Genomic DNA, 24618 nt, shown 5'->3' on the forward strand with positions numbered 1-24618 from the left:
CGGCGAACGCCGTGCTGGGCGGGTGCCTGCCGGGCCGGGCGGTCGCTGACGGGCGCGGAGTGGCAGGAATATCTGCCCGGCCTGCCGTACCGGGAGATCTGCCCCCGGACGACGAGCCCAGGAGCACCTCGAACACAGCGGTGAGGCGGTCTCGTAGCGTGGAAATCGAACCGGAGAGGCTTGATCGTGGCAGGAACCACGAGGCGTCGCTATGATCCGCCGCACGATACTCAAGGAGAGGGAGCCGCCAGCTGTGCAGCCTCTGCAAGGGCAGGACCCCGACCGGATCGCCGACTACCAGCTCATCGGCAGGCTTGGGGAAGGCGGCATGGGGGTGGTCTACCTCGCCCGGTCGCCACGCGGCCGGATGGTGGCGGTGAAGACCATCCGCGCCGATCTCGCGGCGGCCCCGGATTTCCGCCGGCGGTTCGCCAAGGAGGTCGCCGTGGCCCAGCAGGTCGGCGGGGAGTGGACGGCCGCCGTGCTGGCCGCCGACCCGGAGGCGGCATTGCCCTGGGTGGCCACGGCGTACGTCGCCGGGCCGACCCTGCATCAGGTGGTGGCGGAGCAGCGCGGGCCGCTGCCAGAGCATTCGGTGCGCGGCTTGGCCTCAGGGTTGTGCCGGGCGCTGGGCGACATCCACGCCGCCGGGCTCATCCACCGCGATCTGAAGCCGTCGAACGTGATGGTGACCATCGACGGACCGAAGGTGATCGACTTCGGCATCGTCCGCGCCTTGGATGCCTCCACCACCGGGGGCCTGACCTCCACCGGGGCGGTGATCGGCTCGCCCGGCTTCATGTCACCGGAACAGATCCGGGGCGAGAGCCTGACCGAGGCGAGCGACATCTTCTCGCTCGGCACGGTGCTGGCCTTCGCCGCCTCCGGGCGGCTGCCGTTCGACGCGCCGGAGAGCCAGTTGCACGCCCTGATGTACCGGGTGGTGCACGAGCCGCCGGACCTCACCGGCGTGCCGGAGCCGCTGCTGGGGCTGATCGAGGACTGCCTGGCCAAGGACCCGGCCGACCGTCCGACCCTGGCCCAGTTACGGGAACGGGAAGAGACGCAGTACCGCCTGCTGGGGCCGTGGCTGCCGTCGGAGGTTCTGGCCAGGCTGGGCCAGGAAGCGGTGCAGCTTCTCGACCAGGAGGATCCGCGTACCCGGATGATCCTCGCCGCGGGCGACGCACCCGGCGCGGCCCAGGCCACAGAGGCGATGGCCGCGGCCCCGACCGGCCCGCCGCAACCGCTCACTGCCCGGCTCACCATGTCCGTCGCCGCCCCCGAGGCCCCCGCCACCGGCAACCAGCCGCATCAGCAGCCGAAGGTACTGCGGCCCCGGCTGGTCGACGAACGCCGCCGCGCGCGCGGCCGGGCGCTCCCCGCCGACGGATACCGGGCCGGTGTCTACTGGCTCCTCGCCCTCTTCGCCCTGGTCTCCGTACTCACGGCCGTCCAGCAGCTCATTGTCGCCGCCGACCCGACAGACCAGTACCTGGGGTACTCCACCTGGTGGGGTAACCGGACAGAAATGGAGGAAACCGCCTACGTCCTGACGGGCGCCCAGGCTCTCTTCGGGGTGGGGCTGGTGGTGGGCTGGCTGATCTGGTTCGCCCGGGTGCGCGCCGTCGCCGAGCGGCTCACTCCCGGGCAGCTGCGGTACCCCCCGTTCATGGCGGTGGTCGGCTGGTTCATCCCGGTGGGGAACGTCTTCCTTCCCAAGCAGATCGCCAACGACGTCTGGCATGCCTCCAGCCCGCCCGGCCGGGGCGGCGGTATGGCCCCCGCCGGTCTCCTCCACACCTGGTGGTTCGTCTGGCTGGCCACCTTCCTCACCTGGCCCCTCTTCTGGACCCCATGGACGGAGCTGATCGAGGTGAACTACCCCCAAGAGGATTCCGATGGGACGTTCACCCGCTGGTACGTGTTCGAGCCGCTGACCTGGATCGGTCTGACCCTCCACGTGCTGGTTGTGCCGGCAGCGGTCGTCACCGCTCTCTATGTCCACCGGCTGACCGCAATGCAGGCGGCCAAACGCCGTGGACCTCAGCCACCTAGAAGGTGACGAGGTCGTCCCCGACCGGCCGAGGAAGCAGCGCGACGGCTATTCCGTGGCCACGCCGCGCTGGTGGGACACGTGGGTCGAATCCGGGCTCGGGGCGCATAACGAGAGGCGGGCCCCTCGGAAGGGGCCCGCCTAGGAACGCTCAGGTCAGCAGGTCTTCGCCGTCACTGGGCTGCCTTCTTGCGGATTTGCTCTCCGTCGTGTGTGCCACCACTGCATACGCGACCTTGGGCAGGAGCCTGAGCCTTCGTAACGGTCCCACCGCCCGCCTTGCATTTGTGGCGGGTGACAGCTGGAGCGGCTGAGGTTGTTGCCGACGCGGCGGGAGCGACGGCAATGAAGGCGGCTGCTGCGGCCAGGAGGCCGCCGGTCAGTGCTGCGGTGATGCGCATCGAGATCTCCTGTCGGATTGCAGGGAACTCCCCCTGACTACGCTCTGTAGCGCTCGACAACGTACCGCAACGTTGCGAGTGCCAAACCTGATTTGACCCGACCGACACGAACGAGGCTGGCGGGCGGCTACCCGCGGGTGATCATTGGCCATCGACGAGTCTTCGCATCTCCCCGGCCTCGGGGTTGGGCTCGCCCCGGATGACCCTGACGATTTGGTGCTTGATGAAGCCCTCCCGGCTGGTGAGGGGGATGTGCGTGGACTCCAGGCTCAGGCCCACCTGGATGAGCATGGCCCGCCAGGCGGCCTCGTTCAGGCCGAGGTCTTCACGGGTAGAGGGGGTTGAAGGGTTCGGTTCGTTCCCAGCCTTCGACGATGTCACCGAGCTGTAGCTCTGCGGCGAGAATTCGAAGTTCTGGCATGTTGGCCAGGCTAGAAACGTAGTCACGCGGGTACAACCGCCTTCCCCCGAGGCGAGGAGATTGGTGATGACACCGGGCTGTGGGAACTGTCAGTGCGAGGACGTCCTCTCAACCGCCAAACTGCCGTGGTGGCAGCAGTACGTGACGGGTAAAACGTCCTGAAACGCAAAAATGCCCCGCCCGGAATTCCAGGCGGGGCTTTTCTTGTGGCCGTAGAGGCGCATGTAGGTGGGGACGCGTGGCTGGGGTGCTCGTGCGAGAGGATCACGTTGTGCGAGCGTTGGTTTTGACGGGACCTCCGGCGGTGGGCAAGAGCACGATCGGTCGCCTCGTTGCCCAAGGACGGCCATGTGCTGCCCTCATCGACATCGACGATGTTCGGCATCTGGTCGTCAGCGGCCATACCGCGCCATGGAACGGTCTGGAAGGTCTTCGCCAGCAACGACTGGGGGTGCTTAACGGCTGTGCGGTGGCCCGGAACTTCTTGGACGGCGACATCGACGTGGTGATCGTGGATGTGCTGACGGACAGCACCGCCGAGCTTTATCGAGCCTCACTGCCTGACGTGCTGATTCTGAAGCTCGGGGTGGACTTCCGCGAGGCGGAGAGACGAGCGGGGACCCGGCCTGTGTACCTGACACCAGAGGAGTTCCGCGCGCTGCACGACCAGCAGGACGATTTCACGGGTAGCGACATCCAAGTGGACGTCACACATTTATCTGCTCAGGATGCTGCTGCGCAGGTGAAGGACATCTGGTTTTCCTGCTGAGTATGGCGGCCGTGGTGCGCCTCACCAGCACGCTGTTAAGCGGCATGGAATGGTATAATTATCTTGCATCCCGAGCGAGTGATCGCCCGGGATTTTGCTTTTTATGCCTTCTCCTCATCGCGCGATCCTGAACGCGGCAGTTCCTCTCTTCCTGTCCATGAGCGCCGGCGTCGTCGCCCAGCTCATCGGCACCTCCCTCCTCGGACACCAGGCGACAACCCAATTGGCGGCTTTCGCGCTCGCAAGCGCGGTACTCGCCCCGGTCACGGCTGCGGTGTCTGGCGGGCTGCGTGGCATGGCCCCGTTCATCGCCGCCTGCCGTGACCGTCCCGCTGAGGCGCTGCCCATCCTGAAAGACGCGCGCTGGCTGACCGTAGGGCTCGGAACGGTTGGCGCAGGCGTCATGCTGGGTGTCCCCCTGATCGCGCGGGTCAGCGGGGTGCCCCATGAGGTGTTAGCCGAGTTCGGTATGTTGCCCCTGCTCCTGGCTCTCCAAGTGCTGTTGTTCTCAGCGGGCAGCGGCGCCAACGGGATGCTGATCGCGCTGGGGCACAGTCGGCTGGTGCTCCGATCAAGCCTGTCCAGCACAGCCGTGGAGATCATATTGCTCCTCACCCTTGTGCCCGGGATGGGCATCCAGGGCACCGGCATCGCGCTCCTGGTATCCACCGCCCTCGCGCTCACCGTGTCGAACGTGCTCTTGCTGCGCATACCTGATTTGGCTGGGCAGTCTCTGTGGCCTGGACGCCCCCGGCCGCGGGAGATCCTACGCATGGCCAAAGTAGGCATCCCGATGTCCGCCACGCTGGTCATCAAGTTCACGGTCATGGGCGGCGTGACCTACGCCGCCGCACGGACAGGAGCCGACGGGGGTGCTGCCCACGCGATCCTCATATCGCTGGAGGGATTCCTTGGCCTGGTCGGTTTCGCTGTTGTACAGGCTGTGACGCCGGAGATCGCCAGAGCAGCCTCCCCTGGTGAGGTCCGCCGACTCAACCGGGCGGCCCTGGCGATCACGGCTGCCGGACTGCTGGCCGGCGGGCTCATGCTGCTTTTCCTCGGCGAGGTGGTGCTCGGGCTGTTCACCTCGGATGCCACGGTGCTCGCCCTTGCCCTCGTCCTGCTGCCGCTGCTGGCGGTCTACGCCCTCACCAACAACTGCGCGATCGTGATGTCCTGGAGCCTGATGGGGCTCAAGCGCTCGACCTGGAGCCTGGGCTCAGCCGGCGCGGGGTATGGCGTGCTCGCTTTGGCGATGACTCCTGCGGCGGCGGCCTGGGGGCTGGCCGGCCTGTGGGTGGCGTTGACCGCCAGCAGCGTGCTCATCCTTGGAATGCAGACGGTCGGCTTCATGCGGCACAGCGCACGGGTGGGCTCGGCTCTCGAAGCCTCTCGGAGGTGACGCTAGAGAGGAACGTCCAGAGTGTGGTTGTTCAAGACGAAGTGGCGTCAACGGAGGAGTCGGGTCACCATCTGCCCGATCAGCTCGTCGGTCGAGTAGGGCTCGAGAATCGCCGGGACGGTGAGCTCGTCCACGATCACGCCGAGCATCGCGAAATACAGCAGCGCGACGCCCGTACGGTCGCCAGGTAGATCCGCGCCCAGGTGATAGTCGATGACCTCCTGGTGTTCGGCCGAGAGGAAGTCGCTGAGCTCGGCATGCAGCTCGGGACGCCGGGCGGCCTCCAGGCGCAGCTCCAGCATGGCCAAATTGCCGGCACGGTCGTTGCGCATGCGGGTGAGGAGCTGCCGCATCAGCTCGGCGGCCAGCTCGTGTGACGGCGTCTGCTTCATCGTCTCCGCCAGCGCGTGGGGGTCGGGGGTGAGGCGTTCGCGGGTGCGCCGCATCACCTGGGCCAGCAGGTCGTCCCTGTTGGCGAAGTAGTTGGAGGCCGTTCCGGCGGGCACGGCTGCTTCCTTGTCGATCGCGCGCAGCGTCAGCCCGCGTGAGCCCTCGCTGGCGAGGACGTCGATGGCCGCATCCAGGAGCGCGGTACGCCGGGCGGGGTTCTGCCGCATGAGATTCCTCCGAGAAGATGAGTTGACACCACTTCAAGTGGAGTACTAAATTCAAAGCACTTCAGACAGAGTACATCAACCGCACCGCTTAGGAGATATGTGCGCATCGAGTTCACCGCTCTCGCGGCCACCCCGGCGAACCGAAGCGACCGGCGCGACAAGCCGCGCAAGGATCCGGTGCAGCCCTTCAAGCCGCGCTCGGTCCCGCGCCCGCGCCCGGCCATCAAGCCCGGCGGCCTCCGCTAGCCCTTGGCAGCCCGGCGAGTCCTGGAGAAGGCCTGGCCTGCGCCGGGTCTTCTCCGACGAGCACCTCCTCCACTACACCACTGAGAGATGACACCCACTATGCGTACGCTGACGTATTACATCGCCACGACCCTCGACGGTTTCATCGCCGGGCCCGACGGAGGCGACCCAACGGGCCGGATCTTCACTGTCACGCAGGACTATCTCGACCACATCATCGCGGACTATCCCGAAACGCTGCCGGAGGGTGCCCGCCAGGCGCTCGGCGTCACCGCGCCGGGCACGCGCTTCGACACCGTCCTGGAAGGGCGCCGTTCCTATCAGGTAGGCCTGGACCAGGGCGTGACCAACGCCTACCCGCACCTGCGGCACCTGGTCTTCTCCCGCACCCTGGGCCAGAGCCCCGACCCGACCGTGGAGCTGGTCGCCGGTGACCCGTTGGAGACGGTCAGACAACTCAAGGCCGAAGATGGCAGGGGCATCTGGCTCGTCGGCGGCGCCGAACTGGCGGGCGCCCTCTATCCGGAGATCGACGAACTGGTCCTCAAGGTCAATCCGGTCACCGTCGGCGCGGGCATCCCGCTGTTCGCCGGGAAGGCCGAAGCCGCTCCGCGCCAGTTCACCCTGACCGCCAGTACGGTCCTGGACAGCGGAGCGGCCTTCCTCACCTACACGCGCCGGCCGCTTTGAAAACGGACAGAGCGCGTCACCGCGGCCGGCCGCGAGCGCCATGCCCGTACCAGAAGTGCCTCAGCCCCCCTTGACCAGGAGCCGGAGCGGGCGATAGATCAGCCCGTCGTCGGTCCACCGCAGCGTGGACAGATCCTCCTGCGCACGCAGGCCGGGCAGCCGCGTCACCAAGGCGCGGAAGGCTTCCTGCAGCTCCATCCTGGCCAGGTTCGCCCCCAGGCAGTAGTGGGGACCGTGGCCGAACGACATGTGCGGTTCGACCTCCGTCCCGGCGAACCTGCGGATGTCGAACCGCCGTGGATCGCCGAACGCCGACGGATCGTGGTTGGCGCCCGTGGGGTTGGGCAGCACGACGGTGCCCGCCGGGATCACGCCACCGGACAGCTCGATGTCCTCGGTGACCAGCCGGAGCAGGCCGTTCCCCCCGGGCCCCTCGCAGCGCAGGATCTCCTCCACCGCCGGTTCCAGCAGCTCGGGTCGCGCCGCCAACTGCGCGTACTGCTCGGGGTGGCACAGAAGGCGGAACGTGCCCCGGATGATGATCGAGGCAGTGGTCTCGTGCCCGGCCATGATCAGCGTGAAGACCATGTGGGTCAGCTCAGCCTCGCTCAGCCTGTCTCCCTCGTCCCGCGCCTCGATGAGCAGGTCGATGAGGTCATCGCCCGGCCTGACCCGGTGCTCTGCGATCAGCTCGCCGGCGTACGCCATGAATGCGGCGAATCCCTCGCCCCTGGCCTCGCTGCTCGCCTCAGAAGTGGACAGGAACATCTCCGTCCAGCCGCGAAACTGCTCGAACCGGTCCATCGGGACGCCGAGCATCTCGCAGATCACCCGCGCGGGAAGCGGCAGGGCGAAATCGGCGACCACGTCGAACTCCTCGCCGGCCGCGTCGATCAACTCGTTGGCGATCGCCGCCGCGCGAGGCCGCCAGCGCTCAATGTGCCTGGGGGTGAAGGCGCCCTGCATGATGCGGCGGTAGCGCGTGTGCTCCGGCGCGTCCTGGTTGATCAGCGCCGCGGGGTCATCCTCCAGGGCGGTCCCGCTGACCATCCTGGGCAGGCCGGGTGCCCGCAGGTTGCGGCTGCTGTCCGGAGAGGCGAGAACAGCACGGACGTCTTTGTACCTGACGATCATGGGCACCCGGTCTCCGCTCGGCATCGTGATGGGCTCCATGGGAGCCTCGGCGAGCCTGCGGGCCAGCTCGGGCGAGGAAGTCCCGAACGGACCAGGTGGAAGGTCCGGCCAAGGCGGTGTGGTGCTGGACCGTGCTGTCATGGTCGCCTCCTGGCGATGCCGTCCAACAAGCCCCCTGAACCTACGAAACAGCCCGTACTCGGTCAATGTCTCCCCGTGGCCACATCTCAGAGGATTTACCGGGCGGCCCTTCAACGAGCCGTAGCGGGCTTGGCGGACGCGGCGGATCCAGCTGACGATCAGGTTCACCGGTCGGGTGGCCGGAACCGGCGAAGAGCCCGATTATGAATGCTTGTCGACAAAATACGGAGGTACGGTCGTGTCCACGCCATTGTGGCCGGAAGAACTGGTCAGCACCGGGACTGAACGTGAAGTCCTGGAAGCGTTTCTGGACTGCCAGCGCAGACAGATCAAAGCGAAGGTCGTGGGCGTCCCGGAGGAGGCCGCGCGTCGGCGGATCGTGCCCTCGATGACCACGCTGGCGGGATTGATCAAGCATCTGACCGCGGTCGAAAGGAACTGGTTCCAGCGCCACCTGGCACAGCGCGATCCCGCCGACATCCCCGGCAACTCAAGAGGTGACGACCAAAGCTGGGAGCTGGGCGCTGACGACACCCTCGATCACCTCATCGCCGAGTACGACAAGGTGTGCCAGGAGAGCCGTGACATCGCGGCGGGATTCGCCCTCGACGACACGGTGCCCTCCAAGAGACTCGGCCAGATGTCGCTGAGGTGGATCTACACGCACATGATCGAAGAGACCGCTCAGCATGCCGGGCACGCGGACATTCTCCGCGAACTCATCGACGGCGCCACCGGGCTGTAACGCACTTCGCCTGGGTCATCCAGGCCGGGGAGGCGATCTTCCGATGTACCCAAGTCGGACAGGCCGGTCAGCGCCGGCGGGGTGTGTAGGGGGCCAGTGCGGTGATGTCCACGTCTGTGTCGGGCCAGCGGCGGCGTAAGGCCTCGGCCAGGTGGCGGCACAAGCCGGCCAGCTGAGGCAAGGCCCGATGGGTCTGGGCAGTGTGGGCGGCGGCCTCCAGGATCGCGACGAGCTGTGTTCTGCTGTCGTCGCCGGACGGCCGGGCATCCAGTACGGGCAGGCGCCGCAGGCCGGCCAGCGCGAATGCCACGCACGCCGCCGCCAGGGCCAGGCCATAACGTCGCTCGTCCTCGGCCTGTGGCACCCCGGCAGCCAGAGCACGCCGGTAGACCTCGGCCGGCTCCGGGCCTGCCGCCGACCCGCGCTCCTGCGCGGAAGTGCCCACCGACATCCAGGCCGGGCCGGGAACGTGCAGGCAGACGGCATCGTGCAGGGCGTGGGTGAAGCCGGCGAACTCGAAGTCGATCAGGCGCGCATCAGGAGGGCCGCCGGCAGGTCCTCCGCCAGCACCCGCGGAGCAAGGATCATCTCGAGATCCTCCGACAAGAACCTGAGCGCAGCCACCTCCGTACGCAGCCGCCATGCCTCGGTATGCGTGCCTCGTCCGGAGTGGGGACCCATCCACTTGACGATCACCGTCTCACCGCGGTCAGTCCGGGCACGAGCGACCCTCCACGGCTCCAGCCTGGTCCACTCCACCACGTTGATCACGGCCGGAGTCTATGGGACCCCGCCCATCTCCTGGTCAGGCTCCCGGGGCCGGCCGGGGGTCTCGATCGCCGGGGCGGTGGCGATGCTTATGTACGACGTGGCCGCGGAAGGCACACCCGGTGATGCCCCGGTGGCCTTTATGGCTTCCCTCCCAGGGCGAAAGCCGGTTGTCGCACCATGAAGATGTCGATCGGGTCCTGAGTTTCCACGGTGAACCCGTGGCGTTCGTACAGCCGCCGTGCGGGGCTGCCCTGCAGGACGTTCAGGCGGACCGCCGCGTTTTCGGCGTCGGTTCGCTCCAGCAGGGCTCGCAGAACAGCCGAGCCGAGGCCTTGGCCCTGGAATTCCGGGGCGAGATAGAAGTGCTCGAACCACCATCCGTCCTCGCCCGGCCGCAACGTCACGCAACCCGCGAAATCGCCGTCGGCCACGATGATCGACGTGTGGTCCGAGGAGTAGGACTCCCGGAAGCGCTGCCGGACCCGGTGCTCGTCGAAACGACCCAGCCGCTGCAGGTCGGCGCGTAGCACCGTTGCCCGCAACTCCACGATCATCTCGACATCTCCCGGCTCAGCGGAGCGCAGGGCCCACTGCGTCGGGCGGTCGGGGCTGATCGGACGGGGCTGCATGCTCGTGCTCATGCGCTGGAGTATCGCAGGGGTCGTTCTCCAGCGAGGTGACTGCCCCCGCCTCCAGCCGGGCGGCCGCTCCACGTACCGCTCCCGCAGGAATAGCGCCGCCACATCCGAGGCTGACATCGGGAGTGAGCAGGATTCTTGTGACTGGTGCGACGGGAAACGTCGGCCAGGAGATATTGGCCCAGCTGGTGTCCGTCGGCCGCCCCGTGCGCGCGCTTGTAAGGAAAGCACGTCGGCCTGCATCGGGGGTGGAGGTGGCGGAAGGGGACCTGTCCAGGCCGGACACATTGGAGTCGGCACTGCTGGACGTCGAGACGGTGTTCCTGGTCTGGCCCTTTCTCACCACCGAAGGCGCCTCCGCCGTCCTGGACGCGATCCAGGGCCATGCCCGCCGGGTCGTCTACCTCTCGTCGTCGGGAGTGAACGCCGAAGCCGGGCGGCAGAGCGACCCGATCAACCAGCTCCATGCCGACATGGAGAGCCTGATCGAAAGGTCCGGCCTGCAGTGGACCTTCCTGCGGGCGAACACCATCGCCTCCAACACGCGCGGGTGGGCGGCGCAGATCCGCGGCACCGGGGTCGTACGGGGGCCGGACATCGCGGCCACCGCCGTGGTCGACCCGCGCGATGTCGCGGCCGTGGCGGTGCGCGTGCTGCTCGATGACGGGCACAAGGGCGCGACGTACGTGCTGACCGGGCCAGAGGTGGTGAGCAGGGCCCAGCAGGTACGGGCGATCGGGGAGGCAGTCGGACGCCCGCTGCGTTTCGAGGAGGTGCCCGTGGAGATCGCACGCGAGCAGATGCTCGCGGACGGGAGGCCACCGGCGCTGGTGGAAGCCCTGCTGGCCAGCGCAGAGACGCGACCTCACTCCGGATTGATCACCTCCGCGGTGGAGGAGATCACCGGGACGCCGGCACGCACGTTCCGTCAGTGGGCCGCCGACCACGCCGGCGACTTCCGCTAAGAGGTGCGGGCCAGCAGGTCGTGGAGGAGGGCGACCACCTCGTCCGGTGTGAACTCCATCGCGTTCTCCCCGATTGTCACCTCGAAGCTGCACCGGTCCGGATCGGGGCCGGAGCGGACCCGGCCCCAGAGCTGAATGCCGTGCTCGGCCAGGAGCGACTCCCCGGCCTGTTCGACGGCGCGCCGCGGGGCCGGCAGGTGGATGTGGAACATCGGGGTCTGCGGTGGGTTCGGGTGGGCACGGGCGAGGCCGTCGGCGTTGACGGCCGAGGCGATGGCGATCGCGTGGTCCCGGTAGGCGGGCATGCGGGGGAGCAGGGTGTCCAGGCCGGCCAGGGCGGCGAGGGCGAGGGGCCAGGCGTCGGGGATGCCGCCGCCGAGCCGTTGCCGCCACACCCTGGCGGCGGCCACCGTGGCGGCGTCCGCGGCGAGCACGGCGCCCCGCACACCCTGCAGACTCTTGTAGAGCGACACGTAGACCGAGTCGAACAGGGCGGCGATCTCGGCGAACGGCCGCCGGTAGTAGGTCTGCGCCTCCCACAGGCGGGCGCCGTCCAGGTGGGTGGCGGCGCCGGTGGCCCGTACGAGTGCGACCTGCTCGCAGAGGTCGTCCCACTGGGGGAGCAGTCCGCCGAGGTCGCGCTGCGGCAGCTCCCAGACGGCCGCCGCCAGCGGCTCGCCGACCGAGGCCAGGTCCTGGGCCGTCATCAGCTCGTACGGGTCGCCGGCGCGGCGGAACCACAGGCCGTGGACCGCGTTGTAGCCCTGCTCCTCCCACACGTCCAGATGGGAGTGCGGGTGGGCGGCGAACGCGCGGCGTCCGCGGCGGTCGGCGTGGACGCGCAGGGCGACCTGCTGGGCCATCGTCCCTGTCGGGAAGAACAGCGCGCTCTCCTTGCCGAGCAGATCGGCGAGCCGCCGCTCCAGCGTTTCGACCGGGCCCTGCGGTGGAGTGTCGTCGTCCACGAGCGCCAGCATCTGTTCGAGCATCGCGCGCGGCCGGCGCCGGATCGGCGCGTGGAGGAACAGCGACCGCCGTACGGGATGCGACGACATATACGACTCCTTCTCTCGGGATCTCGACGAGCACCTCCGCCTACTCGACTACATGCTTGTCTGAACCGCTCGCACGTACGTGAGCTCGAAGTCGAGGTTCCAGGTCTGGCCGTCCTCCGACATCTCCCACCGCGCGTCCACGGTGTCGCCGTCGGCGCTGAACGTGCCGTGGAAGCGCTGGATGAAGCCGGGCGCGTGCCGCCAGATCCGCCACTCGCCACCCTCCAGCGTCATCCGGTAGACCCGGTGCACGCCGCGCGCGTCGGCGTACAACATGGTGAACTCCTCCGTGGCGTCGTCGAGCCCGATCAGGGCGACGGTCGGGAACGGCGCGTTGTCCCGCCACGCCTGCGGCGCGGTGGGCGGAGGCGGCTCGGCGTCGGTGAACTGGCGGAGGAACATGCCGTCGTCCTGCCAGGCGAACTCGGCCCACGCGCTGCCGAGGCCGTCCACCTTCGGCTGAACCGTCCACCGGCCGACCAGGAGGTCGAGCCGGGCGAGTGCGGGATGCCTGCCGTCCATGTCGAAGCCCCTACTTCTTAGCCGGATCTAGCCCTCATCAGCGTGAGGTCCTATTCTCACGCCTCGTGAAACCTCTCATGACAGCCGCGCTGGCGGCTGCCCTCATGGCGCCTTTAGCCGGTACGGCCACCGCCGAGGCCGCCGCATATCCCGTCAAGCACCCCAAGCTCATCGCCAACCCGCTTTATGACGCGGGCCCGCTGCCCACGACGACCTGCACGGAGCCGGAGGTCAAGAAGGGCGACCGCAAGCTGGTCCGCGCCTACGTCGACGCGGTCATCGCCTGCCTGGAAACCGCCTGGGAACAGCACCTCACCGGCGCCAACCTGACTTACTCCAAGATCAAGGTACGACACGTCGCCAAGATCCCCAAGACCTGCGGCTTCAAGCCGATGAAAGACGACTCGCAGATGTGGTACTGCGAAAAGAACAGCACGCTGTTCGTCCAGATCGGCAAGGCATGGCTCACCGATCCCGGGGACCTCTGGTTGTTCGAGACGACCGCCTACATGTACGGCTATCACGTTCAGAATTTGACCGGCATCCAGGTCGGCTATGACGCCGTGCGCTACCGCAACAACGCGGAGTATTTCGAGCAGGAACGCCGCTACCGGCTCCAGAAGGACTGCCTTGCCGGCGCCTTCCTGAAGAGCGTCTGGCCCATGGAGGGGCGGACCACCAAGGACTGGGATTACTACCTGAGCATGATCGTCGGCGACGCCCGCGGTGAGGACCGCGACGAAGGCAAGGTGGCCACCAGGCGCGCCTGGTCCAAGCGCGGCTTCGCCACCGGCGACCCCGGATCGTGCAACACCTGGACGGCTGCCTCTTCCAAGGTCGCCTAGACCTATGTCCGCGGCGGTCCGCCTGGCCGCCGCGGGCGCCTCGATAAGATCGTTCCATGCATCCCCCCATCGAGCCGTACGACCACGGCATGCTCGAAACCGGTGACGGAAACCTCGTCTACTGGGAGGTCTGCGGAAACCCGGAGGGAAAGCCGGCGCTCGTGATCCACGGCGGCCCCGGATCGGGATGCTCGATTTCGAGCCGCAAGACGTTCGACCCGGAGCGCTACCGGATCGTCCTGTTCGACCAGCGAAACTGCGGCCGCAGCCTGCCCCACGCGAGCGACCCCGCCACCGACCTGAGCACCAACACCACCCACCACCTGATCGCCGACATGGAGCGGCTGCGCGAGCACCTCGGCATCGACAAGTGGCTGCTGTACGGCGGCTCGTGGGGTTCGACGCTGATGCTGGCCTATGCCGAGGCCTATCCGGAGCGGGTGTCGGAGATGGTCATGGTGGGCGTCGTGTGCACGCGTCGCTCCGAGATCGACTGGCTCTACCGCGGCGTCGGCCGGTTCTTCCCGGAGGAGTGGGAGCGGTTCAGGCAGGGTGTGCCCGGGGCCGACCGCGACGGCGACACCTTCGCGCTGCTGGCGGCGTACTCGCGGCTCATGGCAGACCCCGACCCGGAGGTACGCGCGAAGGCCGCCCACGACTGGACGGCCTGGGAAGACGCGGTGATCTCCGCGGAGCCCAACGGCACGAAGAACGTCTACAGCAACCGCCCGTCCGAGGCCCTGCACGCGCTGGTCCGCATCTGCTCCCACTACTTCGCCAACGCCGCCTGGCTGGAGGAGGGCGTGCTGCTGCGGGAGGCGGGGCGGCTGGCCGGGATCCCCGGCGTGCTGATCCACGGCCGCCTGGACCTGAGCAGCCCGCTTGAGACGGCCTGGGAGCTGTCCAAGGCCTGGCCGGAGGCCAAGCTGGTCGTCGTGGACGACTCCGGGCACACCGGGAGCCAGACGCTCTGGAAAGAGATCTACGAGGCCCTCGACGGATTCGCCGGTCGGTGAGAGGCCAGGACCCGCGGCTCGCGATCGTCTGGGGCGTCAGGACGGCGCCAGTGGTGACCATCGCCTCGCCGTCGGTCGATTCCGTACGGGTGAGCCGCGGGTCCGCAGGGACAGCGCGCTGACAACGGCATGTCCACTTGCTGACCTGCGACAACCGTAGCTGGGGCGCATATCAGCACACCACCGATTTATCGCCCGTGTCAGACAATCTTCACCTCCCGGTACCCACAAGCCTAGTCTCAAAAATGTCGCGAAAAGTGTCTCAATATTAGTGTGGCGGCAGGTGCCGGTAGAGCGTGGCGCGTGAGACGCCGAGGACGCGGGCGATCTCGGCGGCGGTGTGCTCGCCAGAGGCGTGCATGCGCCTGGCCCGCTCGACCGCCTCCGGCGTCATCGCCCCCGGCCTGCCGCGGCGGCGGGCCTTCTGGGGCTCCGGACGCTCCTCCAGCAGGCGTTCCACCCCGGCCAGCACGGCGGGCCGCAGCATCTCCGCCGGCAGGTCGGCGAACATCACGACGGGGTCGCTGAGCATGCCGAACGCCTGCGCCGCGCGGATGCGGTCCACGTGGTCGGCGAGCGGGCCGGCGATGATGTGCTGGGCCAGGTAGGCGGCGTCTCGAAAACGCTCGAAGACCGACCCCTCCGAGGCCAGCGCGAGGTCGCGCATCTGCAGCCTCAGCAGGTCGCGGTGCGCCAGCCAGACATCGAGCAGGCCCTCGATCACCGCCCACCGCTTCTGGCGCTCGTCGCTTCCCGGCGCGCGGTTGGCCGCGTCGATCGCGGCCTCCATGTCGGTCAGCAAAGGCTCGGCCAGGGCCGCGACGATCTCGTCCTTGCTGGGGAAGTGGTAGAGGACCGCGGTCTTGGTGAGCCCGAGCCTCTCCGCGATCTCGCGTATCGAGGTGGCGTGATAGCCCTGCGCGGCGAACAGGTCGAGCGCCACCTGGAGGATCCGCGAGCGAGTGTCGTCCGTCACGCCGCCGATTCTAGACCTTGTCTGACCGAGGGTCGGGAGCCTATAGTCTCGTACTGACCGATGGTCAGGAAGGAGAACTGATGACCGAGATTCTGGTGGTCGGGGCGAGCATCGCCGGGCAGACGCTGGCGTACTGGCTGGCCAGGCATGGGATGCGGCCCACGGTGGTCGAGCGGGCGCCGCGGCTGCGCGTGGGCGGCAACGGGGTGGACCTGCGGGACCAGGCGACCGAGGTGGCCGAGCGGATGGGGATCATGTCGCGGGTCAGGGCCGCGGCGACGGACGTGCGGGGGATCAAGTTCGTCGACGCGTCCGACCGGGCCGTGGCGCGGATGAACATGAGCCGGGGCGGCGAGATCGAGATCATGCGGGGAGACCTCGTGGCGCTGCTGCACGAGGTGGCTGCGCCGGAGGTGGAGTACGTCTTCGGCGACTCCGTGCGGTCGATGGAGGAGGACGGCGGCGGCGTGACGGTGTCCTTCGAGGGAGGTGCCACCCGGCGGTTCGATCTGGTCATCGGGGCTGACGGGCTGCACTCTTCGGTGCGGCGGCTGGCCTTCGGACCCGAGGCGAGGTTCCTGCGGCACATGGGGCACTATTTCGCGTTCGCGAACGCGGACGCCGCGCTGGCGGAGGACCGGTGGGTGACGATGTACAACCAGCCGGGCAAGATGGCGGGGCTCTACCGGTCGGGGAACCACGACCAGGCGAAGGCGTACTTCATCTTCAGGTCGGAGCCGCTGGAGTACGACCATCGCGACGTCGAGCAGCACAGGACGCTGTTGAAGGAGGCGTTCGGTCACGAGACGTCATGGCGGGTGGGCGAGCTGCTCGAAGGGGCGCTCGCCGATCCCGAGCTCTACTTCGACGCGCTGAGCCAGGTGCGGCTGCCGTCGTGGTCGTCGGGGCGGGTGGCGCTGGTGGGGGACGCCGCCTACTGCGCGTCCCCGGCGTCGGGCGCCGGGGCGGAGCTGGCCGTCGTGGGGGCGTACCGGCTCGCGGAGGAGCTCGCGAGCGCCTCCGACCACCAGGTCGCCTTCCGCAGGTACGAGGAGGAGCACAGGGAGCTGGTCAGGCGCAAGCAGCAGATCGGGCCGAACGTCCGCATGATGGTGCCGAAGAACCGCCTGGGCATGTGGGCGCGGAACGCGTTCGCCTCGTCGATGGGGCTCCTCTCCCGGAGCTCATAGGAGGCGGGCGGCGAGGAGCGCGGCGAAAACGAGCAGCGCCGCCCCGCACGCGGCCTCCAGGATCCGTACGGCGAGCGGCGGCAGGGCCCTGCGCAGCAGGGCGATGAGCCCCGCGGAGATGAAGCACCAGGCCAGCGAGGAGGTCATGAAGCCGGTGAAGAAGGTGGCGAGACTCGCCAGGCCGGCGTTCTGGCCCAGCACGGAGCTGACCGCGCCGGCCGCGCCCGACCAGTAGACGACGTTCCACGGGTTGCCGAGCGACATGGCGGCCCCGACGGTCACCCCGCCCCGCCCCGAAACTCCGCCGGGAGCGCCGGGACGCGGGAAGGCCGCGTCGCGCAGCCCCGTCAGCCCGAGCCAGGCGAGCAGGAGGCAGCCGACGACCGTCAGCGGCACGCGCAGGGCCGGAACGGTGAACAGCGCCCCGACACCGGCCAGCCCGAGCAGCGCCCATACGGCGTCGCCCGCCAGCGAGCCGACCTGCACCGCGAACGCGGGGCCGAACCCGCCCCGCACGCCCCGCCGCAACGACTCGCTGAACACCGCACCGGGCGCCGCGTTGAACAGCAACCCCACCCACAGGGCCAGCATGAAGACCTCGGACATGGCGCTCACTCTGGTGGTCGAAGGCACTCGCGGTCTTGTCAGATGTTGACGGCCCGGAAGCGGCCGGGGGTGATGGCGTACTCGTCGTGGCTGTGCCGGGGGAGCCCGCCGGACGTCGGCCTGATCACGGCCAGCTGCGTGCCGTTCAAGTCCCTGACCTGCATATCGGCCAGGTTAGGTCATACGCGATGCAACCCAGACAAAGTACCGATTGCCGAGGTAGAGCACCAGGGCGGCGGCCACCAGCAGCGCGCTCACCCACAGTGGCGACCGCAACCCGAGCCCCGCCCCGATGGCCACCCCGCCGGCCCACGGACCGACCGCCGCTCCCATATTGAGCGCGGCCGTGGCGAACCCGCCCGCCAGCGTGGGCGCGCCGGTGGCCGCGTAGAGCACCTGCGAGACCAGCGTGGACCCCACGGCGAACGACAGCGTCCCCTGGACGAACACGAGCACGATCGCGGGCACCAGAGCCCCGGCCGTCACCGCGAACACGGCCCAGCCGGCGGCCAGCGCCACCCCGCCGACCGTCAGGAGCCGGACCGGCCGCACGTCGGCGACCCGCCCGCTGATGGTCACCCCCGCGAACGAGCCCAGCCCGAAGAGGGCCAGCATCAACGGCATCCAGGAGGACCCGATCCCCGTCTCGCCGGTGAGCAGCGGCGCGAGGTACGTGAACGTGCAGAACGTGGCGCCGTTCACCAGGCCGCCCAGCACGAGGAGCACCAGCAGCCGGGGCCGCCGCAGCGCCCGCAACTCCCCGCGCGCGCTCGTGCCCGCGGAATCAGGAGCGCCGGAAGGCACGGACCGGAGCACGGCGACGACGGCCGGGAGCAGCGCGGCGGCCACCGCCCAGAACGCCGAGCGCCACCCCCACAACTCGCCCAGCAGCGCGCCGCCCGGCACGCCCGCGACGCAGGCGATCGTGACGCCGCCGAGCAGGACGGAGGTGGCGCGCGCCTTGGCGTTCGGCGGCGCGAGCGACATGGCGGTCGCCATGGCCACCGCCAGGAACCCGGCGTTGGCCAGCGCCGCGACGACCCGCGTGCCGAACAGCACGCCGTAGCTGGTGGTGACCGCGCCCACCACGTGCGCGATCAGGAACGTGACCAGGAAGCCCAGCAGGGCGAACCGCCGGGACCAGCGCAGGCTCAGCACCGCCATGAGCGGCGCCCCCACCACCATCCCGACGGCGAACGCCGAGGTCAGCAGCCCTGCGTCGGGGATGGACACGTGCAGGTCCCGCGCGATGCCCGGCACGAGTCCGGACAGCATGAACTCGGACGTCCCTTGGGCGAAGACCGCCAGTCCGAGCAGGTAAACAGCGAATGGCATGAAAGAACTCCGCGACCGCATCGAGGATCGACAAGGAAGCGGGCAGGCCGGAAAGAGGTCCTGCCCCGTAGAGGAACCGGCCGCATCACGATGATCCGCGCGGCTCGCGGAGAGCCGGGCGTCAGCGCGAACAGCCACCGGATGACCGGTGGCTAGCGTCTTGACGCCTCGGGGCTGGACATAGCCGCGAACGTAGCAAGCTCCCGGAAGCGCGTGCAACCGAATTGCCCGCGGCCCGGTGCCGGATCGTGTCGTGTTCCCGTCACCTGGCAGGAACTCGCCTCCCCTGCCACGGACCGGCGAAGCCGCAGCTAGCTGCGCGTTTAAGGCCTTGTGGGGGAGGCGTTCGCCTCGGCCGCGAATGTTAAATCTAGATTCCCGCCCTTGCGACCGAACACATGATCTACCGAGGATGCTCCCCGGTGGGTTCACAAGATCCCACAAATCACCCCAAGGGGCACCCCTCGAGGAGATCGTTTGTCCGTCTTTCGCCCCTGGCGAGCGGTCCTGATCGGGACCGCCCTCGCTCTGCTGGCTACTCAGACGCCCGCGTTCGCACAGGCGCCACCGGAATCCAACAAGATCGATCAGGCGGTCCAGGCCGACCTGTCCGCCGACGACAAGGCCACCTTCTGGGTGCGGCTGAAGGACAAGGCCGACCTGCGATCGGCGCGTACGGCCAAGGCCAAGGCCGACAAGGGCAGGCAGGTCTACCGGTTGAAGACGGAGACCGCCGCCGCCTCCCAGGCCAATGTGCGCAAGCTGCTCAAGTCCGCGCACGCCGACTTCACCCCGTTCTGGATCGTCAACACGATCAGGGTGACCGGCGACGCCGGCCTGGCGGCCGAGATCGCCAAGCTTCCCGAGGTGGCCGCGATCACCCCTGACCGGATCGTCGAATCACCGGAGCCGAAGCCGGGCGTCGCCCAGGCGAAGGCCGGCTCCGTCGAGTGGAACATCGACCGCGTCAACGCCCCCAAGGTCTGGGACGAGTTAGGCGACCGCGGTGAGGGCATCGTCATCGCCAGCCTCGACAGCGGCGTGCAGTGGGATCACCCGGCGCTGATCGCGAGCTACCGCGGTACGCAGGCCGACGGCACCGTGGACCACAACTACAACTGGTACGACCCGGCCGGCGCGTGCCCGGACCGCACTCCCTGCGACGACCGCACCCACGGCACCCACGTCATGGGCACCATGGTCGGCGCCGACGGCATCGGCGTCGCACCCGGCGCGAAATGGATCACGGCCAAGGCGTGCGGCGTCGGCGGCTGCCCCAGTTATGCGCTGCTGGCCGCCGGCGAGTGGATTCTCGCCCCCACCGACCGCAACCTCCAGAACCCGCGTCCCGACCTCGCGCCCGACATCGTCAACAACTCCTGGGGCGGCCCCGGCCTGGACCTCTGGTACAAGGAGATCGTCGAGGCCTGGGTGGCCGCGGGCATCTTCCCCGCCTTCTCCAACGGCAACAGCGGCCCCGAGTGCGACACCACCGGCACGCCCGGCGGCTACACGGCCGCCTACAGCGCGGGGGCGTTCGACGCCAACGGCACGATCATGCCCGAATCCTCCCGTGGCCCCGGCGAGAACGGCGAGATAAAGCCGAACATCGCCGCACCCGGCGTCAACGTGCGCTCGGCCGTGCCCGGCAACGCGTACGGGCTCAAGTCCGGAACCTCGATGGCCAGCCCGCACGTCGCCGCGACGGTGGCGCTGATGTGGTCGGCCTCTCCCGCCCTGCGGGGCGACGTCGAGGCGACGCGGGCGCTGCTCGACGGCACGGCCTCCGACGTCGACGACACGCGCTGTGGCGGCACCGCCGCCGACAACCTCGTCTGGGGCGAGGGCAGGCTCGACGCGTACGCCGCGGTCAAGGCGACCCCGTCCGGTGAGCTGGGCACGCTGACCGGCAAGGTCGTCTCGGACGGCTCCCCGGTGGCCGGGGCGACCGTCAGCGTCTCCGGGCCGCTGAGCCGTACGGTGCCCACCGGTCAGGACGGAACGTACACGCTGCCCCGCCTGCTGAGCGGCGACTACCAGATCACTGTCAGGAAGTTCGCCTATGACGACGCCACCGCCACGGTCACCGTCGCCGACGGCCAGACGGCCACCAAGGACCTGACGATGACGCCGCAGCCGCTGAGCACGGTGTCGGGTACGGTCTCCAGCACCGGCGCGCCCGAGGCGGGCGCCACGGTGAGCGCGGCCGGCACCCCGGCGACGGCCGTCACCGGCGCCGACGGCCACTACGAGCTCAAGCTGCCCCACAAGGATTACGACCTCAAGGTCACGCCGGCCTCGCGGTGCTCGAACGAGCGGACCGTGCCGGTCACGGTGACCGGCGAGATGAGTACGGACATCGAGCTGCCCGCCAACGCCGACGCCTTCGGCTACACGTGCAGGAGCGGCAAGCAGCCGTACGTGGAGGCCACCGACAGGCAGTCGCTCACCAACGACGACGACGTCCAGACGATCGACCTGCCGTTCGCCTTCCCCTTCTACGGCAAGACCTACACCAGCGGCACGGTCAGCACCAACGGATTCGTGGCCTTCAGCCCCCATTGGTACGCCTTCCCGAGCAACGTCCCGCTGCCCACCACGAACGCCCCCAACGCCGGCATCTACCCCTACTGGGACGACCTGGCCCTGGACGAGAAGGGCGGCCTCTACACCGCCACGCTCGGCACCGCGCCGAACCGCACGTTCGTCATCGAGTGGCGCAACGCACGCTTCTACGACGACAACCAGTGGTTCTCGTTCGAGACGCTGCTCGGCGAGGACGGCTCCATAGACTTCCGCTACCACGGGATCGCCACCTCGCGTGCGGCAGGCGAGGGCGCCACGATCGGCATCGAGAACGGTGACGGCACGGACGCGCTGCAGTACTCCGCCGGCCTCGCCGCCATCGCCGACGGTCAGAGCCTCGCCTTCGCCGCGCGGCAGCACGGGCTGGTGACCGGCACCGTCACCGACGCCAACGACGGCAAGCCGCTGGCGGGCGCGACGGTCAAGGTGGGCCAGGCCGCCTCCTTCACCACGGGGGCGGACGGCGCCTTCCTCGGCCAGGTGCCCGCCGGCGACCATCCGCTGGAGGTCGCGGCGGAGAACTACGGCACCCTCACCAAGGAGGTCACGGTCAAGGCGGGTGAGCGCAACCTGCTGGACACCGCGCTGACCACCGGCCGGGTGACGGCCTCCACGGATCAGCTCACCCTGGTCATGCCGGCCTCGGCCACGAGGAAGGGCACCGTCGAGCTGACCAACACGGGCGCGGACACGACGTATACGGTCGAGATCGACCCTGGCCAGAGCAGTTGGCTGGGCGTCGCTCCGGCCGGCGGCCAGATCGCGGCGGGCAAGTCCGCGAAGCTGGAGGTCACCGCCTCCAGTGCGGGCATGGCGCCCGGGAGCGTGTGCACCGGCGTGCTGGTGGTGCGCTCGGCCAGCGGGCGCAACCCGGCCCTCCCGGTCGCGGTGTCCGTGGTCGTGCCCAAGCATCAGGTGGCCGTGGACGCGGGCGGCGGCAGGAGCGTGACCGACGCGGCCGGCGACACCTGGACGGCCGATCACAAGTACACCTCTGGCGGGCATGGCTTCCTGGGCGAGTCCAAGACGAGCACGACCAGCAAGACGATCGGGGGCACGAGCGAGCAGACCCTGTTCAGGAGCGTGCGCGAGGGCATGAGCGAGTACCGGTTCGACAACGTTCCCGACGGCGTCTACACCGTCGAACTGGGCTTCGCCGAGACCCGGAACAAGCAGCCCGGCAAGCGTGTCTTCGACGTCGCCATCGAGGGCGAGCCGGTCATCCGGGCGCTCGATCCGGCCCGCGAGGCCGGGGAGAACACCGCGATCGTCCGCCAGTTCACCGTGCAGGTTGTTGACGGACAGCTGAACGCGACCTTCCACAAGCAGACCGGCGACCCGATCCTGAGCTTCATCCGGATCAGCGAACGCCCCGACAAGACCGCCTCCTGAGAACACCAGGCCCGTCCCCTTCGGGGGGCGGGCCTGTTTGACTATCTTGGACCGACTGTTCCAAGATGGAGTCGTGCCAGATGTGAAACATTTCGATCCGGACGCGGTGCTGGAGCAGGTGGAGCGCCTGTTCTGGCAGCGTGGCGCCGCCACCACGGGCATCGCGGAGGTGATCGCGGCGACCGGCCTCAGCCGCTCCAGCCTGTACGCGACCTACGGCGGCAAACAGGACCTGTACGTGAAGGCGCTACGCCGCTACGTCGAGCGGCGCTCGCAACCGATGTTCCGGACCCTGGCCGACGACGGGCGCGGGCTGCCCGCCATCGAGGCCTTCTTCGACCGTCTGATCCAGACCAGGTGTGCGGGCGAGCACGCGCGCTGGGGCTGCATGGCGACCAACGCCAACGCCGAAGACGCGGACCCGGACGTACGCCGCCTGCTGGACCAGCACCACGACCGGCTCCGCGCGACGATGCGCACGGCACTGGAGGCGGCCAGGGCCCAGGGGCAGCTCCACGACGACCTCGACCTGGACGCGACCGCGGAGTCCCTCACCCTGCTGGCCTACGGGGTGAACCTCCGCTCGCGCGCCGGCGCGGACCCGGCCGCCCTGCGCAAGGGCGCGTCCGCCGCACTCGACTCTCTCAGAAGGGGAAAACCATGAAGCCGCAGGTAGTGATCTTCGATGTGAACGAGACGCTCACCGACATGGAGCCGATGCGGGGCAGGTTCGAGGAGGTGGGGCTGCCGGGCGAGCAGATGGGGACGTGGTTCGCGAGCGTGCTGCGTGACGGGTTCGCGATCACGGCGGCCGGCGGCTTCGCCGAGTTCGCCAAGATCGCCGCTGACGTGCTCAGGGAGATGGGCGCGGGGGACGAGGCGGTGAGCCACGTGCTCAAGGGGTTCACCGAGCTGCGGGTGCATCCCGACGTCCCCGAAGGGATGCGGCTGCTGCGCGAGAGCGGCATCCGGCTGTTCACCATGACCAACGGCGCGGCGGCCATGACCGAGGGGATCCTGCGGCGCGAGGGGCTGCTCGACCTGGTTGAGGCCACGCTGGACGTGAGCGGCCCCCGGACGTGGAAGCCGGCCAGGGCGGCCTACGAGTACGCCGTCGGCCGCGTCGGCGTCCGGCCCGACCAGGCGGTCCTGGTCGCGGTGCACCCGTGGGACATCGACGGCGCCCAGCGGGCCGGGCTGTCGGGGGCGTGGCTGTCGCGGCGCGGCACGGCGTACCCGAGCGTGATGGGCGCCCCGCACCTGTCCGCCCCCGACCTCCTGTCGCTGGCGAGGCAGTGGGCTTGAAATCCGTCTCATCTGCCAGGGAAGAACACGGGCCGCAGGTCGATCCCGGACGGCGCTGGTACCTGCTCGGGCACGACCGCGACCGCGACGACTGGCGGATCTTCCGCATCGACCGCATCGACGATCCGCGGGCTACCGGTGCCAGGATCACGCCGCGCGAGCCGCCCGCCGGCGACGCCGCCGCGTACGTCGCCGAGAAGCTCTACTCGCTCGCCCCCACGTACGAGGCCGTCGTCACGCTCCACGCCCGCCCCACGCGCTGGGCTGCGAGTTCGAGGCGCACGAGCCGCCCGAGCTCGCCGCGCACCTGCACGCGATGGCCGCCCGCCTCACCCGCGCAGCAGGAACTCCAGCACCAGAGGGCTCGCGATCTCCCTGAACTCCTCGAAGTAGGCGTGCCGCGCGCCCTCGATCATCCGCAGCTCCGCCCCAGGGATGCGCCCGGCCAGGAGCGGCGCGTTGGCCGCCGGGTTGAACACGTCGTCGGTGCCGTGCACGACCAGTGTGGGCGCCGCGATGGAGGGCAGCGCGTCCCAGCTGTCGTGGCCGGCGCTGGCCGCCAGGTGGCGGCGGCGGGCGTGCGCGGGCATGGCCGGGTCGCCGACCGTGTGGTACGGGCCCGGGTGGGCGGCCAGCCAGGCAGGTGTGTACATGAGCTCCAGCAGCGCACGCTCGGCAGCCGCCCGGTCCGGCTGGGCCAGCGACCTGCGTACGGCGTTGTCCCGCTCGATCCCGTGGGCGCCGCCCGGCGAGCTGCAGCCGAGCACCAGCGACCCGACCCGCTCGGCGTGGTC

At 69.2% G+C, this 24618-nt stretch carries 25 protein-coding genes and 2 pseudogenes; 14 read left to right on the plus strand and 13 right to left on the minus strand.

Going from position 1 to position 24618, the window contains the following annotated elements; all coding sequences use genetic code 11:
• The first annotated feature begins 253 nt into the window (after positions 1-253).
• Positions 254-2065 carry a protein kinase gene (locus AB0J09_RS23970; RefSeq protein WP_360694974.1) on the plus strand — a complete coding sequence of 604 codons (1812 nt, stop codon included), beginning with the start codon at positions 254-256 and terminating at the stop codon, positions 2063-2065.
• A gap of 533 nt (positions 2066-2598) precedes the next feature.
• On the opposite strand, the gene AB0J09_RS23975 is transcribed toward AB0J09_RS23970, so the two are convergent.
• Complete coding sequence (locus AB0J09_RS23975) at positions 2599-2748, minus strand: hypothetical protein (RefSeq protein ID WP_360694976.1); 150 nt, start codon at positions 2746-2748, stop codon at positions 2599-2601.
• Between the two features lie 434 nt (positions 2749-3182).
• On the opposite strand from AB0J09_RS23975, the gene AB0J09_RS23980 reads away from it, so the two are divergent.
• Positions 3183-3647 (plus strand): hypothetical protein, encoded by a 465-nt coding sequence (locus AB0J09_RS23980; RefSeq protein WP_360694978.1) that lies wholly within the window; start codon positions 3183-3185, stop codon positions 3645-3647.
• Positions 3648-3804: 157 nt separating this feature from the next.
• The gene (locus AB0J09_RS23985) at positions 3805-5049 is read left to right on the plus strand and encodes an MATE family efflux transporter (protein WP_360694980.1); all 1245 of its coding nucleotides are present in this window, start codon (positions 3805-3807) and stop codon (positions 5047-5049) included.
• A gap of 47 nt (positions 5050-5096) precedes the next feature.
• Here AB0J09_RS23985 and AB0J09_RS23990 read toward each other — a convergent pair whose 3' ends face one another.
• Positions 5097-5666 (minus strand): TetR family transcriptional regulator, encoded by a 570-nt coding sequence (locus AB0J09_RS23990; protein ID WP_360694983.1) that lies wholly within the window; start codon positions 5664-5666, stop codon positions 5097-5099.
• Positions 5667-5765: 99 nt separating this feature from the next.
• Between AB0J09_RS23990 and AB0J09_RS23995 the strand changes: the two genes are divergently transcribed.
• Both AB0J09_RS23995 and AB0J09_RS24000 read left to right on the plus strand, forming a co-directional pair.
• Positions 5766-5912: a hypothetical protein gene (locus AB0J09_RS23995; RefSeq protein WP_360694985.1), complete on the plus strand. Its 147-nt coding sequence runs from the start codon at positions 5766-5768 to the stop codon at positions 5910-5912.
• 87 nt (positions 5913-5999) lie between these two features.
• Positions 6000-6602: a dihydrofolate reductase family protein gene (locus AB0J09_RS24000; protein ID WP_360694988.1), complete on the plus strand. Its 603-nt coding sequence runs from the start codon at positions 6000-6002 to the stop codon at positions 6600-6602.
• A 60-nt stretch (positions 6603-6662) separates the two neighbouring features.
• Here the strand turns inward: AB0J09_RS24000 and AB0J09_RS24005 are convergent, their stop codons facing one another.
• Entirely contained in the window at positions 6663-7877 is a 1215-nt protein-coding gene (locus AB0J09_RS24005) for a cytochrome P450 (RefSeq protein ID WP_360694991.1), read from the minus strand.
• 175 nt (positions 7878-8052) lie between these two features.
• Here AB0J09_RS24005 and AB0J09_RS24010 point away from each other — a divergent pair, with 175 nt between their 5' ends.
• A complete protein-coding gene (locus AB0J09_RS24010; RefSeq protein ID WP_360694994.1) occupies positions 8053-8622 on the plus strand; it encodes a DinB family protein in 570 nt (189 codons plus the stop codon).
• Positions 8623-8689: 67 nt separating this feature from the next.
• On the opposite strand, the gene AB0J09_RS24015 is transcribed toward AB0J09_RS24010, so the two are convergent.
• The 3 genes from AB0J09_RS24015 to AB0J09_RS24025 form a co-directional block, all read right to left on the minus strand.
• A complete protein-coding gene (locus tag AB0J09_RS24015) occupies positions 8690-9067 on the minus strand; it encodes a hypothetical protein (protein WP_360694997.1) in 378 nt (125 codons plus the stop codon).
• Positions 9068-9147: 80 nt separating this feature from the next.
• Complete coding sequence (locus AB0J09_RS24020) at positions 9148-9393, minus strand: hypothetical protein (RefSeq protein WP_360695000.1); 246 nt, start codon at positions 9391-9393, stop codon at positions 9148-9150.
• Between the two features lie 137 nt (positions 9394-9530).
• Positions 9531-10034, minus strand: coding sequence for a GNAT family N-acetyltransferase (locus AB0J09_RS24025; protein WP_360695003.1), 504 nt, complete (start codon positions 10032-10034; stop codon positions 9531-9533).
• A 137-nt stretch (positions 10035-10171) separates the two neighbouring features.
• On the opposite strand from AB0J09_RS24025, the gene AB0J09_RS24030 reads away from it, so the two are divergent.
• Complete coding sequence (locus AB0J09_RS24030) at positions 10172-10996, plus strand: NAD(P)H-binding protein (RefSeq protein WP_360695006.1); 825 nt, start codon at positions 10172-10174, stop codon at positions 10994-10996.
• On the opposite strand, the gene AB0J09_RS24035 is transcribed toward AB0J09_RS24030, so the two are convergent.
• Positions 10993-12051, minus strand: a complete 1059-nt coding sequence (locus AB0J09_RS24035; RefSeq protein ID WP_360695009.1) for a beta-eliminating lyase-related protein — start codon at positions 12049-12051, stop codon at positions 10993-10995. The genes AB0J09_RS24030 and AB0J09_RS24035 overlap by 4 nt on opposite strands.
• Positions 12052-12099: 48 nt before the next feature.
• Positions 12100-12573 (minus strand): hypothetical protein, encoded by a 474-nt coding sequence (locus tag AB0J09_RS24040; protein WP_360695012.1) that lies wholly within the window; start codon positions 12571-12573, stop codon positions 12100-12102.
• Positions 12574-12638: 65 nt separating this feature from the next.
• On the opposite strand from AB0J09_RS24040, the gene AB0J09_RS24045 reads away from it, so the two are divergent.
• Complete coding sequence (locus AB0J09_RS24045) at positions 12639-13418, plus strand: neutral zinc metallopeptidase (protein ID WP_360695015.1); 780 nt, start codon at positions 12639-12641, stop codon at positions 13416-13418.
• Between the two features lie 56 nt (positions 13419-13474).
• Entirely contained in the window at positions 13475-14434 is a 960-nt protein-coding gene (gene pip / locus AB0J09_RS24050; RefSeq protein WP_360695017.1) for a prolyl aminopeptidase, read from the plus strand.
• 268 nt (positions 14435-14702) lie between these two features.
• On the opposite strand, the gene AB0J09_RS24055 is transcribed toward pip, so the two are convergent.
• Positions 14703-15410, minus strand: a complete 708-nt coding sequence (locus AB0J09_RS24055) for a TetR family transcriptional regulator (protein ID WP_360695020.1) — start codon at positions 15408-15410, stop codon at positions 14703-14705.
• Positions 15411-15490: 80 nt separating this feature from the next.
• Here AB0J09_RS24055 and AB0J09_RS24060 point away from each other — a divergent pair, with 80 nt between their 5' ends.
• Positions 15491-16600: an FAD-dependent monooxygenase gene (locus AB0J09_RS24060; RefSeq protein WP_360695023.1), complete on the plus strand. Its 1110-nt coding sequence runs from the start codon at positions 15491-15493 to the stop codon at positions 16598-16600.
• Here AB0J09_RS24060 and AB0J09_RS24065 read toward each other — a convergent pair.
• Genes AB0J09_RS24065 through AB0J09_RS24075 form a run of 3 tightly spaced genes read right to left on the minus strand, consistent with a single transcriptional unit; the run spans position 16595 to position 18541 of the window.
• Positions 16595-17206: a LysE family transporter gene (locus tag AB0J09_RS24065; RefSeq protein ID WP_360695026.1), complete on the minus strand. Its 612-nt coding sequence runs from the start codon at positions 17204-17206 to the stop codon at positions 16595-16597. The genes AB0J09_RS24060 and AB0J09_RS24065 overlap by 6 nt on opposite strands.
• A 38-nt stretch (positions 17207-17244) precedes the next feature.
• A complete protein-coding gene (locus AB0J09_RS24070) occupies positions 17245-17370 on the minus strand; it encodes a hypothetical protein (RefSeq protein ID WP_360695029.1) in 126 nt (41 codons plus the stop codon).
• 10 nt (positions 17371-17380) lie between these two features.
• On the minus strand, positions 17381-18541 hold the full coding sequence (locus AB0J09_RS24075) for a Cmx/CmrA family chloramphenicol efflux MFS transporter (protein ID WP_360695032.1): 1161 nt from the start codon (positions 18539-18541) through the stop codon (positions 17381-17383).
• A 477-nt stretch (positions 18542-19018) separates the two neighbouring features.
• Here AB0J09_RS24075 and AB0J09_RS24080 point away from each other — a divergent pair, with 477 nt between their 5' ends.
• The 4 genes and pseudogenes from AB0J09_RS24080 to AB0J09_RS24095 form a co-directional block, all read left to right on the plus strand.
• Positions 19019-22519, plus strand: coding sequence for a S8 family serine peptidase (locus AB0J09_RS24080; RefSeq protein ID WP_360695035.1), 3501 nt, complete (start codon positions 19019-19021; stop codon positions 22517-22519).
• Positions 22520-22601: 82 nt separating this feature from the next.
• A complete protein-coding gene (locus tag AB0J09_RS24085; protein ID WP_360695038.1) occupies positions 22602-23183 on the plus strand; it encodes a TetR/AcrR family transcriptional regulator in 582 nt (193 codons plus the stop codon).
• Positions 23180-23824 (plus strand): haloacid dehalogenase type II, encoded by a 645-nt coding sequence (locus AB0J09_RS24090; RefSeq protein ID WP_360695041.1) that lies wholly within the window; start codon positions 23180-23182, stop codon positions 23822-23824. Before AB0J09_RS24085 ends, AB0J09_RS24090 begins: the two co-directional genes overlap by 4 nt.
• A pseudogene (locus tag AB0J09_RS24095) lies at positions 23815-24036 on the plus strand (WYL domain-containing protein); the annotation flags it as partial. The gene AB0J09_RS24090 and the pseudogene AB0J09_RS24095, both read left to right, overlap by 10 nt.
• A gap of 117 nt (positions 24037-24153) precedes the next feature.
• Here AB0J09_RS24095 and AB0J09_RS24100 read toward each other — a convergent pair.
• Positions 24154-24618: pseudogene (locus AB0J09_RS24100) on the minus strand (alpha/beta hydrolase); the annotation flags it as partial.

It is taken from the genome of Nonomuraea sp. NPDC049784 (genome assembly GCF_040659615.1).
GTDB lineage: Bacteria > Actinomycetota > Actinomycetes > Streptosporangiales > Streptosporangiaceae > Nonomuraea.